Source organism: Salinifilum aidingensis (assembly GCF_054782015.1).
Genome location: NZ_BAAGTH010000001.1, coordinates 201,084 through 214,296, shown reverse-complemented (window position 1 = coordinate 214,296; position 13,213 = coordinate 201,084). Strand labels below are relative to the sequence as shown.

General features: G+C 74.7%; 10 protein-coding genes. 7 read left to right on the top strand and 3 right to left on the bottom strand.

From position 1 onward, the window contains the following. Positions 1 to 12: 12 nt before the first annotated feature. From ACYVJE_RS01025 to ACYVJE_RS01015, 3 genes are all read left to right on the top strand, one after another. The gene (locus ACYVJE_RS01025) at positions 13 to 1,428 is read left to right on the top strand and encodes an L-fucose/L-arabinose isomerase family protein (protein ID WP_461142840.1); all 1,416 of its coding nucleotides are present in this window, start codon (positions 13 to 15) and stop codon (positions 1,426 to 1,428) included. Next, positions 1,425 to 2,396 carry a family 43 glycosylhydrolase gene (locus ACYVJE_RS01020; RefSeq protein ID WP_461142839.1) on the top strand — a complete coding sequence of 324 codons (972 nt, stop codon included), beginning with the start codon at positions 1,425 to 1,427 and terminating at the stop codon, positions 2,394 to 2,396. The genes ACYVJE_RS01025 and ACYVJE_RS01020 overlap by 4 nt, the downstream gene beginning before the upstream one ends. A 96-nt stretch (positions 2,397 to 2,492) precedes the next feature. Continuing rightward, positions 2,493 to 3,986, top strand: coding sequence for an FGGY-family carbohydrate kinase (locus tag ACYVJE_RS01015; protein ID WP_461142838.1), 1,494 nt, complete (start codon positions 2,493 to 2,495; stop codon positions 3,984 to 3,986). Positions 3,987 to 4,001: 15 nt separating this feature from the next. Here ACYVJE_RS01015 and ACYVJE_RS01010 read toward each other — a convergent pair whose 3' ends face one another. Further along, positions 4,002 to 4,949 (bottom strand): DNA recombination protein RmuC, encoded by a 948-nt coding sequence (locus tag ACYVJE_RS01010; protein WP_461142837.1) that lies wholly within the window; start codon positions 4,947 to 4,949, stop codon positions 4,002 to 4,004. A 152-nt stretch (positions 4,950 to 5,101) separates the two neighbouring features. Here ACYVJE_RS01010 and ACYVJE_RS01005 point away from each other — a divergent pair, with 152 nt between their 5' ends. Further along, on the top strand, positions 5,102 to 6,277 hold the full coding sequence (locus ACYVJE_RS01005; protein ID WP_461142836.1) for an exonuclease SbcCD subunit D: 1,176 nt from the start codon (positions 5,102 to 5,104) through the stop codon (positions 6,275 to 6,277). Next, positions 6,277 to 9,327, top strand: coding sequence for an AAA family ATPase (locus tag ACYVJE_RS01000; protein WP_461142835.1), 3,051 nt, complete (start codon positions 6,277 to 6,279; stop codon positions 9,325 to 9,327). The genes ACYVJE_RS01005 and ACYVJE_RS01000 overlap by 1 nt, the downstream gene beginning before the upstream one ends. A 165-nt stretch (positions 9,328 to 9,492) precedes the next feature. Here the strand turns inward: ACYVJE_RS01000 and ACYVJE_RS00995 are convergent, their stop codons facing one another. Continuing rightward, positions 9,493 to 10,035, bottom strand: coding sequence for a methylated-DNA--[protein]-cysteine S-methyltransferase (locus ACYVJE_RS00995; RefSeq protein ID WP_461142834.1), 543 nt, complete (start codon positions 10,033 to 10,035; stop codon positions 9,493 to 9,495). Further along, positions 10,017 to 11,576: an AlkA N-terminal domain-containing protein gene (locus ACYVJE_RS00990; protein ID WP_461142833.1), complete on the bottom strand. Its 1,560-nt coding sequence runs from the start codon at positions 11,574 to 11,576 to the stop codon at positions 10,017 to 10,019. Before ACYVJE_RS00990 ends, ACYVJE_RS00995 begins: the two co-directional genes overlap by 19 nt. Before the next feature lie 88 nt (positions 11,577 to 11,664). On the opposite strand from ACYVJE_RS00990, the gene ACYVJE_RS00985 reads away from it, so the two are divergent. Further along, the gene (locus ACYVJE_RS00985; RefSeq protein WP_461142832.1) at positions 11,665 to 11,958 is read left to right on the top strand and encodes a hypothetical protein; all 294 of its coding nucleotides are present in this window, start codon (positions 11,665 to 11,667) and stop codon (positions 11,956 to 11,958) included. Positions 11,959 to 12,098: 140 nt separating this feature from the next. Continuing rightward, positions 12,099 to 13,175: a redox-regulated ATPase YchF gene (gene ychF, locus ACYVJE_RS00980; RefSeq protein WP_461142831.1), complete on the top strand. Its 1,077-nt coding sequence runs from the start codon at positions 12,099 to 12,101 to the stop codon at positions 13,173 to 13,175. Positions 13,176 to 13,213: the final 38 nt, after the last annotated feature.

Genomic DNA, 13,213 nt, shown 5'->3' with positions numbered 1-13,213 from the left:
GTGGGAGGAATCGTGGCTCGAATCGGCGTCATCAGCATCTCGGACGGTCGTGGGCACGTCCACGAGCGCAACAGCGACTTCATCAGGTCCAAACAGGACGCCCTCGTGGCCTCGCTGCGGCGCGCCGGGCACGAGGTGGTCGTCGGCGAGGACCTCGTCGCCGCCAACGTCACCGCGAACGCCGTCGCCCGGCAGGTCGCCGCCGCCGACGTGGACCTCACGGTGCTGTACTACACCGTCTGGTCCTTCCCGCACTTCACGATGCTCGTCGCCGATGCCACCAGCAGCCCGCTGCTGCTCGCGGCCAGCACCGATCCGACCGAACCCGGCCTGGTCGGGATGCTCGCCGCGGGCGGTGCGCTCGACCAGGTCGGCCGCACCCACGCGCGCGCCTGGGGCGCACCGGACGAGCCCGCGCTCCTCGAAGCGATCGGCGTGCGCGCGGCCGCCGCGGCCGCGGTGAAATCGCTGCACGGCTGCACGTTCGGCCGGTTCGGCGGACGTCCGATGGGCATGAACACCGCCGTGGCCAACACCGACCAGTGGCAGCGGCAGTTCGGCATCGACGTGGAGGAGATCGACCAGTACGAACTGGTGCTGCGCGCCGAACGCGCCGACGCCGCCGAAGCCCGCGGCGCGCGGGAGTGGCTCGAGCGGCACGCGGCCGGGGTGCACTACGACGGCGACAAGCTCACCCCGGAACTGCTGGAGCGGCAGATCCGCTCCTACCTGGCGATCCGCGAGATCATCGCCGAGCGCCGCATCGACTTCTCCGGCATCAAGGCCCAGCCGGAGCTGACGGAGAACTTCGCGACGATGGACGTCACCGAGGCCTTCCTCAACGACCCGTACGACTGGAACGGGCCGAAGCAGCCGCACGTGTGCGCCACCGAAGCGGACATGGACGGCGCGCTGACGATGCAGCTGTTCAAGGCGGTGTCCGGCACCCCGGTGCTGTTCGCCGACGTGCGGCACTACCACGCCGACCGCGACATCTGGGACCTGTGCAACTCGGGCCAGCACGCCACCTGGTTCGCAGCCCGCAGCGATGACCCAGCGGTGAACCTGGCCAACGTGCACCTGTACCCCGAGGTGTTCTTCTTCCCCGCGGGCGGGGCCTCGGTGCAGCACGTCGCCGCACCCGGGGACATGACGCTCGGCCGGCTCACCCGCGAGGACGGCCAGTACCGGCTGCAGCTGATGCTCGGCGCGTTCGAGAGCTACGACGACGACACGAACAAGGCGCTGATGCACCAGTCCACGCCGGAGTGGCCGCACGCCTTCACCCGGCTGGACGTTGCCGGGGAGGTGTTCCTCTCCCGGTTCGGCGCGAACCACATCCACGCCGTGCCCGGCGACCACCGCGCCGCGCTGCGCGCCGCGGCCGAGCAGCTCGGCGTCCGCGTGGACGAATGGACCCGGGGTTGACGCCGGCGGCGCCGGGGCCGGCGCGGACCGGGCGCCGCGCGCTGCTCGGCGTGCTGGCCGCGGCCCCGCTGCTCGCCGGCGGCCGCGGGGCGCGGGCCGGTGCGGAGGGGAGCGCCGTGCCGGAGGAGGTGAGCGCGGGCGAGTACCGCCGCGTCTACGACCCGAGCGCCGGCGAGGACCGCCCGTGGTACATCAACGACCACTGCTTCGTCCGCGGCCGCGACGGGCTGTGGCACCTGTTCGGCATCACGCACCCCGAACCGGCCGAGCCGATGGACGAGCGCACCTTCGCCCACGCCACCGCGCCGCACCCGCTGGGGCCGTGGACGAAGCGCGCGCCGGCGCTGACCGCCGATCCCGACTACTTCGGCGAAACCGTCCTGTGGGCGCCGCACGTGGTCGAGCACCGCGGGCTGTACTGGATGTTCTACTGCGGCGGCGGGCACGACCGCACGCGCTTCGCCATCAGCGCGGCGGTGTCCGCGGACCTGTGGCGGTGGCGCCGCCTGCCCACCGGTCCGCTGTTCCGCGACGGCTACGACGCCCGCGATCCAGCGCTGGTGCGGCGCGGCGGGCGGTGGTTGCTGTTCTACACCGCCACGAGCGAACCGGCTGGCGGGAACCACGTCGTGGCCTGCCGCACCAGCGCGGACCTGCTGCGGTGGAGCGAGCGGTTCGTCGTCTTCCGCGACGAGGAGCGGGGGACGTGGGGCGGGCCCACCGAGTCGCCGTTCGTCCTCGAGCGCGGCGGGAGCTGGTACCTGTTCATCGGCCCGCGCGGCGGCTACGTGGGCACCGACGTGTTCGCCGGCGTCGACCCGCTGCACTTCGACCTCTCGCAGCGGGTGGGCCACGTCCCCTCGCACGCGGCCGAGGTGCTCCGCGCCGGCGGGCGCTGGTGGGTCAGCTCCGCCGGGTGGGGGCAGGGCGGCGTGCACCTGGCCCCGCTCGTGTTCGGCGGGTCGTGACGCGGCCCGGCGGGTTCCCCGCGCTGCGAGAATGACCGGAGTCCGACGGGACGCGCCGGGGCGGGCGCGCCCGGTGCGAGAGGAGGGAGTGCGGCCGTGGCTGAGGAAGTGCTGCTGGGCGTGGACATCGGGACCGGCAGTGCCAAGGGGGCCCTGGTCACCACGCGGGGGCAGGTGCTCGCGCGGGCCAGTTGCCGGCACGAGACGTCCTACCCGCACCCCGGTTGGGTCGAGCACGACGCGGAAGCGGTGTGGTGGAGCGATTTCCGCGCGCTGCTCGCCGAGCTGCTGCCGGCCGCGGAGGGCAAGCACCTCGTCGGGCTCGGGCTCAGCGGCATCGGCCCCGTGTTCCTGCCCGCCGATGCCGGCGGCAACCCGCTGCGCCCGGCCATCCTGTACGGTGTGGACACTCGCGCGACCGCGGAGATCGACGAGCTCAACGCCGAGTTCGGCGCCGAGGACGTCCTCGCGCGCGGCGGGTCCGCGCTGTCCAGCCAGGCGGTGGGGCCGAAGGTCCGCTGGCTGGCCAACCACGAACCGGAGACGTTCGCCCGCGCGGAGAAGCTGCTCATGTGCAGCTCCTACCTGGTGCACCGGCTGACCGGGGAGTACGTGCTCGACCACCACTCGGCCAGCCAGTGCGACCCGCTGTACGACCTGGCCCGCCGCGAGTGGGCCGCGGACCGGGCGCAGCGGATCGTCGGCGGGATGCGACTGCCCGAGCTGGTCTGGCCGACCGAGGTGGCCGGGCGGGTGACGGCGCAGGCCGCCGCGGAAACCGGCCTGCCGGAAGGGCTTCCGGTCACCGCCGGCACCGTCGACGCGTGGTCCGAGGCCGCGAGCGCGGGTGTGCGCGAGCCGGGTGACGTGATGCTCATGTACGGCACGACGATGTTCTTCGTGCAGGTGCTCTCGGAGCCGCGCCCGCACCCGGTGCTGTGGGGGACCTGCGGGGCCTTCCCGGGCACGTACACGCTCGCCGCGGGCATGGCCACCTCGGGAGCGGTGACGGACTGGCTGCGGGGGCTGGTCGCCGGGGAGTTCTCCGACCTCGTCGAGGAGGCCGGGCAGGTGCCCGCGGGCAGCCGCGGGCTGCTGGTGCTGCCGTACTTCGCCGGCGAGCGCACGCCGATCATGGATCCGGACGCGCGCGGGGTCGTCGCCGGGCTGACCACCACGCACGGGCGCGCCGAGCTGTACCGGGCCGCGTTGGAGGGCACCGGCTACGGCGTGCGGCACAACCTCGAGGCCATGCGCGAGGTGGGCGCCGGGGCGCGGCGGCTCGTCGCCGTCGGCGGCGGCACCCAGGGCGGGTTGTGGACCCGCATCGTCTCCGACATCACCGGGCTGGAGCAGCAGGTCCCGGCGGAGACGGTGGGCGCCTCCTACGGCGACGCGCTGCTGGCGGGCATCGCCACGAACACCGCCGTGGGGCCGGAGGAGTGGAACCCGATCGTGGACGTCGTCAAACCGGACCCGGACAGCACCGAGCGCTACGACGCGTTCTACCGGCACTACCGGGGCCTGTACGGCTCGACGCGGGACACCGCCCACTTCCTCGCCGAGCAGCAGCGCATCGCCGGGTTGTAGGGTGCGCGACTCCGTTCAGTTCTGCGACCGCTCGGTCTCACCGGGGTCGAGCTCCGTGGCGATGCCGTCCTCGTCGCGGCGCACCGCGGTGATCTCACCGGACCCGGCCGATTCGGCCAGCGGCCGAACGGTGGTGCGGAACGCCTCGAGCGCGTCGAGCTCGCGCCGCCGCGCGGAGGCGAAGCGCTGCAGGTGCGTGCTGGAGAGGTTCACCGCCTCCACCGCCTGGTGCGCCGAGCGCTGCGCCCGCACGGCCTGCTCCCGGATGTGCTCGATGTCCTCGGTCAGCGTCTGCTCGGTCGCGGCGAACAGCGCCGCCGAGGCGAGCACCGCGAAACCCGTCGGCCCGCACGGGAAGACGCGCCGCTCCAGCATCCACGACAGCAGCTGCGGATCGGTGTCCAGCGCGGCCACCAGGGCCGCGTCCGAGGGCACGAACATGATCGTGCCGTAGATCGCGTCCGCCCACTTGTGGTAGTTCTTGCCGGCCAGCTCGCCGGCGCGGGTGCGCAGGTTGCGCGCGTGCACCCGCAGGGCCTCCGCCCGCTCGGCGGGGTCGTCGGTCTCCATCGCCTCGGCCCACACCGCCAGGCTCGCCTTGGCGTCCACCGGCACCCGCCGCCCGCCGCCGACGGTCAGCACCATGTCCGGGCGCGCCGCACCGCCCCCGGCGAGGTCGGTCTGCAGGCTGAAGTGCACGTCCTCGCGCAGCCCGAGCGAGCGGGCCGTCTCCGTCAGCACCTGTTCCCCGAGTTCGCCGCGGCCGGTGCTGGAGGCGAAGGCCACCTCGTAGCGGCGCAGCGCGTGCTGCTGCTCGGTGGTGCGGGCGCGTTCGGCCTCGACCATGCGCAGCGCTTCGTCGGCACGCCGCGCGCTGTCGCTGTACAACCGCCACAGCAGCGCCAGCGCGCCCGCGAACAGCAGCGCCAGCACGACGACGACGGTGAGCAGGATGCCGGTCAACGGACCTCCTTCGCGGCGGGTGCGTCCGCTCGATCATGCCCCGCCCCGGCTCGGTGCGCGACGCCCGGATCGCCGCGGGCGCGTCGGGGCCCTCCCGACACGGACGCACCGGTCGGCCGATCCCGCCGGCCCGCCCCGTTAGGTTGGTCCGCATGCGGGTACTGCACACCTCCGACTGGCACGTGGGCCGCACCTTCCACGGCCGCGACCTGCTGGCCGACCAGGAGTCCGTGCTCACCGAGATCGCCGGGATCGCGGCCGAGGAGCGCGTCGACGTCGTGGTCGTCGCCGGTGACCTGTACGACCGCGCCGTGCCGTCGCAGGAGGCGGTGCGCACGTGCATGCGGGTGCTGCGCCGCATCGCCGACACCGGGGCCCGCCTGGTGATCACGCCGGGCAACCACGACTCGGCCGCGCGGGTCGGCGCGTTCGCCGACTTCGCCGCCGCAGGCGGGCTGCACCTGCGCACCCGCATCGCCGAGCTGCACGAACCGGTGCTGCTGCACGACGAGCACGGCCCGGTCGCCGTCTACGGACTGCCCTACCTCGAACCGGACCCGGCGCGGCAGGTGCTGCGCGACACCGCGGAGGTGGTGGGCGGTTCCGCGCCCGAGCAGCGCGGTCACGCCGCGGTGCTGGGCGAGGCGATGCACCGCGTGCGGGCGGATCTGGCGGGACGCAGCGCGGGCACCCGTTCGGTCGTGCTCGCGCACGCCTTCGTCACCGGCGGCGAGGGGGCCGGCTCGGAACGCACCGTCGCCGTCGGCGGCGCGGAGCAGGTGCCCGCCTCCGCGTTCGACGGGGTGGACTACGTCGCCCTCGGCCACCTGCACGGACCGCAGGTGCTGCGCGACGGGCTGCGCTACTCGGGCAGCCCGCTGGCCTACTCCTTCGCCGAGCGCGAGCACCGCAAGTGCGTCTGGATCGCCGAGCTGGACGCGGGCGGGCTCGGCGAGGTGCGGCGCCGGGACCTGCCGGTGCCGCGCCGCCTGGCCGCGCTGCGCGGACCGCTGGAGGAGCTGCTCAGCGCCCCGGAGCACGCCGAGGCGACCGACTGCTACGTCTCGGCCGTGCTCACCGACGAGGTGCGCCCGCTCGAGCCGATGCGGCGGCTGCAGCAGCGGTTCCCGCACGCGGTGCACCTCGAGTGGGAACCGGAGCAGGGCCGCGCCACCGGGCAACTGCGCTACTCCGAGGCGGTGCGCGGGCGCGACGACGTCGAGCTGGCCGAGCAGTTCCTGGCCGACTGCCGCGGCAGCGGCCCCACCGGGTCGGAGCGGACCCTGCTGGACGAGGCGCTGCGCGCGGTGCGGGCGGAGGTGGACTGATGCAGCTGCACCGGCTGGAGCTCTCCGCGTTCGGCCCCTACCCGACTCATCAGGTGGTGGACTTCGACGCGCTCTCCGCCGACGGCCTGTTCCTGCTGCACGGTGACACGGGCGCGGGCAAGACGACGGTGCTGGACGCGGTGGCCTTCGCGCTGTACGGCCGCGTGCCGGGGGCGCGCGATCAGGGGCGCCGCCTGCGCTGCGACACGGCCGCTGCGGACGCGCACACCAGCGTCGTGCTGGAGCTGACCGTGCAGGGCCACCGGATGCGCGTCGAGCGCAGCCCCGAGCACCGGCGGCGGAAGAAGCGCGGTTCCGGCTACACGAAGAAGCAGGCCACGGCCTCGCTGACCTGGCTGGGCGCGCCCCCGGAGGGCGAGGCGGCCGAAGGCGCGACCCGCATCGACGAGGTCGCCCGCACGGTGCAGCGGCTGCTGGGGATGACCGCGGAGCAGTTCTTCCAGGTCGTGCTGCTGCCGCAGGGGGAGTTCGCCAAGTTCCTCCGCGCGGACACGGCCGAGCGGGAGAAGCTGCTGGAGCGGTTGTTCGGCACCGAGCGCTTCGCCCGGGTGGAGACGTGGTTCCGCGAGCACCGCGCGCAGCGCTCCCGCGCGGCCGAGCGGGCCGAGCAGCAGGTGCGGCAGCTGCTCGCCCGCGCGGTGCAGGTCGTCGGGCACGGTCCGGACGAGGCGAGCTCCGCCGGCACCGCCTCGGGGGAGACCGGCCCCGGGGAGACCGGCCCCGGTGGGACGAGCCCGGGCGGGGCGCGCACCGGTGGGACCGCGGAGGTCGCCGACGAGCGGTCCTGGCTGGAGCAGGCGGAGAAGACCGCCACGCGCGAGCGCGAGCAGGAGCAGTCCGAGCGGGTGCGCGCCCGCCGCGCGCGCGACGCCGCGGAGCAGCGCCTGGCCGAGCGCCGCGCGTCGGCCGAGCGGGTGCGCCGGGTGCGGCAGGCGCGGCAGGTGCTGGACGAGCTCCAGCGGCGGCGCGACGAGCACGACCGGTGGCGGGCGGAGCTGTCCGCGGCGCGCAGCGCTGTTCCCGCCGTGGCCGCGCGGGAGGCGGTGCAGCGCGCCGAGAGGTCGCTGGCCGAGGCGCGCGAGCAGGTGCGGCGGGCTGCCGAGAGCGCCGGCGCGGAGGCGGAGACCGAGCTCGCCGAGCTGCGCCGCCGCGCGGGCGCGGACCGGGAGCAGGCCGGTGGCCTGCGGGAGCTCGCCGCCGAGGCGGAACAGCAGCACGCCGACGAGCGCGGAGTGGCCGAGCTGGACGAACGCATCGCGGAGCTCGTCGCCGCCGAGGAGGACCTGCACGCGCAGCAGACCGCGCTGCCGGAGCGGCTGCGGACCGCGCGGCAGCAGCTCGACGAGGCGGCCCGCGCCGGGCACCGGCTGGAGGTGGTCCGCGAGCGCCTGGCCGAGCGCACCGAGCTGCACCAGCAGGCGCGTGCGCTGCCCGCCGCGCAGCGCGAGCTGGCAGGGGCCGAGCGGGAGCGCGGCGCCGCGGTGGACGCCCACCAGCAGGCGCGCGACGAACTGCAGCGGCTGCGCGAGGCCCGCCTGGCCGGCATGGCCGCGGAGCTGGCCGACGGGCTGGTCGACGGCCGGCCGTGCGCCGTGTGCGGCGGGGTTGAGCACCCCGCACCGGCCCGGCAGGTGGCCGAGCAGGTCGGCCCGGACGACGAGGAGCGCGCCCGGTCCGCGGAGCAGCGGGCCGCGCAGCGGCGCAGCACGGCCGAGCAGGCCGAGCAGGCCGCGCGCGGGGAGGTCGAGCGGTTGCGGGAACGCCTCGGCGAGCGCACCGAGGACGGGCTCGTGGCCGAGGTCGCCGCGCTCAGCGAGGAGGCCGAGGGGCTCGCGGCCGCCGCCGGCGAGCACGAGGCCCGCGCGGGAGCGGTCGCCGAGCTCGAGACCGCGGCCGAGGACCTGGGCGCGCGGCTGTCGCGGACGGGTTCGGACCTGGCCGCCTGCCGCACCGAACGCGGCAACCTCCAGTCCACTGTGTCCGAACGCGCGGAAAGGCTGCGCGAGGCGCGGGGCGAGTTCGCCGGTATCGAGCAGCGGCGGGAGTTCCTGCAGGACCGGGCGGAGCGCTTCGAAACGCTCGTCGCGGCCCGCACCGCGCGCGACGACGCCGCCGAGCACCTCGCCGAGCAGCAGCGCGCGCTGGCCGATGCCGCGGTGCGCGCCGGGTTCGGCGGGGTGTCCGAAGCGCTCGACGCGCACCGGGACGAGCAGCGGCAGGCGCAGCTCGAACAGGAGCTGTCCCGAGTGGATGAACAGGCCGCCGGTGCTCGGTCCACACTGGCCGAACCGGAACTGGCCGACGTGGATGCCGGGGCCGAGGTCGACGTCGAGTCCGCCGAGCGGGAGTACGCCGCGGAGCAGGGGCGCGCCGAGCGGGCCGCCGCGGCGGCGCAGCAGGCCGAGGAGCGCGAGCGCCAGCTGGGCGAGGTCGCCGAGCAGCTGCGCGCGGCGTGGGCGGAGCTCGACCCGCTGCGCGCCGAGTTCGCCGAGCTCGACGCGCTGACCGACGTGGTCAACGGGCAGGGGCAGAACGCACGCAGGATGTCGCTGCGCTCGTTCGTGCTGGCCGCACGGCTGGAGGAAGTCGCCGTCGCCGCCACCCGCAGGCTGCAGCGGATGAGTGACGGGCGCTACTCCTTCGTGCACTCCGACGCCGCGGGTGAGCGCGGCAAGCGTGGCGGGCTCGGCCTGGAGGTCCTCGACGACTACTCCGGGCAGGTGCGGCCCACCGCCACGCTCTCCGGGGGCGAGTCCTTCCTGGCCTCGCTGTCGCTGGCGCTCGGACTGGCCGACGTGGTCGCCGCCGAATCGGGCGGGGCGATGCTCGACACGCTGTTCATCGACGAGGGCTTCGGCAGCCTCGACCCGGACGCGCTGGACATGGTCATGGACACGCTGGACGAACTGCGCGCGGGTGGCCGCGTGGTCGGGCTGGTGTCGCACGTGGAGGAGATGCGCCAGCGCATCCCGGTGCGGTTGCGGGTGCGGAAGGCGCGCGCCGGGTCCAGCGTCGAACACGTCTGCTGAGCAGGTCGGCGCAGCGGCGTGCGCTGCCAGTCCTCCCCGCGGTGCCCGGCACTGCGGGGAGGAGCCTGGTGCGGTGTTCCCCGCTGAAGGCGGTGTTCGCTCCGGTCGGTACGGGGCGGACTTCCTCGTGCGGGGCGCGGCGAGCCTCCCGGAGGAGGTCGCGGTTCACGGCAGCGCCGCGGCCGTCTCGGCGTCCTCCTCGGCGCCGCAGCCGGCGGCGGAGCGCTCGTGCTCGAGCAGCCAGCGCTTGACCTCCAGGCCCCAGCGGAACCCGCCGAGCGAGCCGTCGCTGCGCAGCACGCGGTGGCACGGCACGAACAGCGCTGCGGCGTTGTTCGCGCAGGCCGACGCCGCGCCCCGCGCGGCTCGTGGACGTCCGGTCAGGTCCGCGTAGCGGGTGTAGGTGATCGGGCTGCCGGCGGGCACGCTGCGCAGCACTTCCCAGGCGTGCTGGAAGTACGGGCCGGAGCGCTGCCGCACCGCGATGTCCTCCACGGCGGCGAGGTCCCCGTCGTGGTAGGCGCGCACGGCCTCGCCGATGGCGCCGAGGTCGGCCGTCCACCGCGGGGTTCCCGCGCGCAGCGCGGGGGAGATCAGCGGGAGGAGGTCGTCGAGCTCGGCGGTCCAACCGGAGGCGAGCACGGCGCCCTCGGAGTCCACGACCGCGCTGAACGGCCCCGTGGGGGTGTCTACTGTGGACCAGTACATGTCGGTGTCCTTTCCGCTGCGATCCGGGCGCTCTGCCGCAGCAGCGCACCCGCGTAGGAACGCCAGGGCCGCCAGCGCCGCGCGTGCTCCAGCAGCTCCGCGGGATCGTTCGGCAGCCCGGCGAGTTCGGCGCCGCGCAGCAGTGCGCGGTCGGGGACCAGCACGTCGGGCAGGCCCAGCACCCGCACCGCCACGGCGTCCGCGGTCTCCGCGGTGAGGCCGGGCAGCTCGCGCAACCGCGCGCGCAGCGTCCCGGCCGCGCACCCCGGGTGCACCCGCAGGTCGTCCGCGGCCAGCGCGGACGCCACCGCCCGCAGCGCCTCCACTCCCCGGCCCGCCACCGCCGGAGGTCGGCCCAGCACTTCGGCACCGCGGTCGGCGACCAGCGCCGGTTCGGGGAACAGGCGCGGCTCCTCGTCCCCGGGCCAGTCCTCGTCCCCGGACCAGCCGTCCAGGTCCAGAGGTGCACCCAACGCGGCGACGAGCCGTTGCGCACCGGATTCCGCGCCGGGGGTGTGCAGCGCGGCGCGCAGCAGCGTTTCCGCCCCGTCCACGCTGCCCGGCACGCGCGCACCGGGGCGCCGCCGCACCAGCGGTGCCAGCGCCGGGTCGTCCCCCAGCACCTCGGCGACCGCGGCCGCGTCCGCGTCGAGGTCGAACAGCCTGCGCACGCGGTTGACCGCGCTGCCCAGGTCCCGCAGGTCGGTCAACCGCAGCGTGCACGCCAGGTGCGCCTCCTCCGGGCGCACCTCGGCGACGGCCGCGCCGTGCGGCAGGCGCAGCGTGCGGGCGTAGCCGCCGGTGCCGGCGTGCTCGAGGCCGGGGACGGCCTGCCCGCGCAGGAACAGCAGCACCCCGTCCAGGTCGCACGGCTCGCGGAACGGCAACCGCAGCCGGATCCGCCCGGTGCCCGCCGGAGCGCTCGCGTGCCGAGCGCGGTGGCGCAGCTCAGTCGGCGCGGCCGCGAAGACCTCCCGCACGGTGGCGTTGAACTGGCGCAGGCTGGCGAAGCCGGCGGCGAAGGCGATGTCGCTGAACGCGAGCTCGGTGGTTTCGATGAGCAGGCGCGCCGCGTGCGCCCGGTGGGCGCGGGCGAGCCCCAGCGGTCCGGCGCCGAGTTCCGCGGTGAGCACGCGGGTGAGGTGGCGGGTGGAGTAGCCCAGCTCCGCCGCCAGTCCGCGCACGCCGACGCGGTCGAGCACCCCGTCGTTGATCAGCCGCATCGCGCGCCCTGCCAGGTCCGACCGCACGTCCCACTCGGGCGAGCCGGGCACGGCGTCGGGCAGGCAGCGGCGGCACGCGCGGTATCCGGCCGCGTGCGCTGCGGCGGAAGTGGGGAAGAAGACGCTGTTGTCGCGGTGCGGGGTGCGCGCGGGGCAGGAGGGGCGGCAGTAGATGCCGGTCGAGCGCACGGCGTGCACGAAGCACCCGTCGAAACGGGTGTCGCGGGCGGCGACTGCCCGGTACGCCTGCTCCGTTCCCACCAGCACAGCTCGATCCTGCCACCGCCGCAGCGGCCTCCACCAGCGGGAATCGGACATCGCGGTGCTCCGTCCGCGGGGTCCGCGCGGGCGGTTCCGTCCGGGCGAGGGACTGCGCGCCCGTCGCGGTGAGGACTAGTCTCGCCCCATGGCGACGACGCGGCGGAAGGGATCGCGCCTGGTTAAAGCGGCCGGGCTGGCTCTGGCGGGGGTGTGCGCGTTCGGGGCTGCGGCCTGCGACGACACGATGCCCGGTCAGGACGGTGATCAGGATACGCGCTACCAGGAGCGGCCCGGCGAGCAGCAGCAGGACCAGGAGGGCGGCCAGCAGGACCAGGAGGGCGGCCAGCAGGACCAGGAGGGCGGCCAGGGCGACGGTCAGCAGCAGGACGGCGACCAGCAGGGCGACCAGGACGACCAGCGGGAACGGGAGGACGGCTGACCTGGTGCGCTCGGCCTGGTGGCGGTGCCCTCCGAGGGCGCGGTTGACAGCCCAACCGGCGGCGCAGCGTGGGCGAGATGCCGCACACCGCCGCGGACCGGGGGCCGTCGACGCGCGCACCGGCTCCTAGACTGGCGGGCGTGAGCCTCACCCTTGGAATCGTCGGCCTGCCCAACGTGGGCAAGTCCACCCTGTTCAACGCGCTGACCAACAACGAGGTCGTCTCGGCGAACTACCCGTTCGCGACCATCGAGCCGAACGTGGGCGTGGTCCCGCTGCCCGACCCGCGCCTGGACAAGCTCGCAGAGATGTTCAACTCGGCGCGCACGCTGCCCGCCACGGTGTCGTTCGTGGACATCGCCGGTCTGGTCAAGGGCGCGTCCGAGGGGCAGGGGCTGGGCAACCAGTTCCTCGCGAACGTCCGCGAGGCCGATGCGATCTGCCAGGTCATCCGCGTCTTCGACGATCCGGACGTGGTGCACGTCGACGGCGAGCTCGACCCGTCCAGCGACATGGAGACGATCAACACCGAGTTGATCATCGCCGACATCCAGACGCTGGAGAAGGCGCTGCCGCGGCTGGAGAAGGAAGCGCGCACGCACAAGGAGAAGCGCCCCGCGCTGGACGTGGCCAAGCAGGCCAAGGAGATCCTCGACTCCGGTCGGACGTTGTTCGCCGCCGGCATGGAGGACTCCGCGGACCTGCGCGAGCTGAACCTGCTGACGACGAAGCCGTTCCTGTACGTGTTCAACGCGGACGAGGGCGTGCTCGCGGACGAGGCCAAGAAGCAGGAGCTGCGCGATCTCGTGGCGCCGGCCGACGCGGTGTTCCTGGACGCGAAGGTCGAGGAGGAGCTCAAGGAGCTCGACGAGGAGTCGGCGCGCGAACTGCTCGAGTCGGTGGGGCAGAACGAGCCGGGTCTGAACGCGATGGCCCGCGCCGGGTTCCACACCCTCGGGCTGCAGACCTACCTGACGGCCGGGCCGAAGGAGGCCCGCGCGTGGACGATCCGCAAGGGCTGGACCGCGCCGCAGGCCGCCGGCGTCATCCACACCGACTTCGAGCGCGGGTTCATCAAGGCCGAGATCATCTCCTACGACGAGCTCGTCGAAGCGGGCTCCACGCAGGCCGCCCGGTCGTCCGGGAAGATGCGCATGGAGGGCAAGGACTACGTCATGCAGGACGGCGACGTGGTCGAGTTCAGGTTCAACGTCTGATCCGGCGCCTTTTCCCAGGGCACGGATCTGATGGTGGG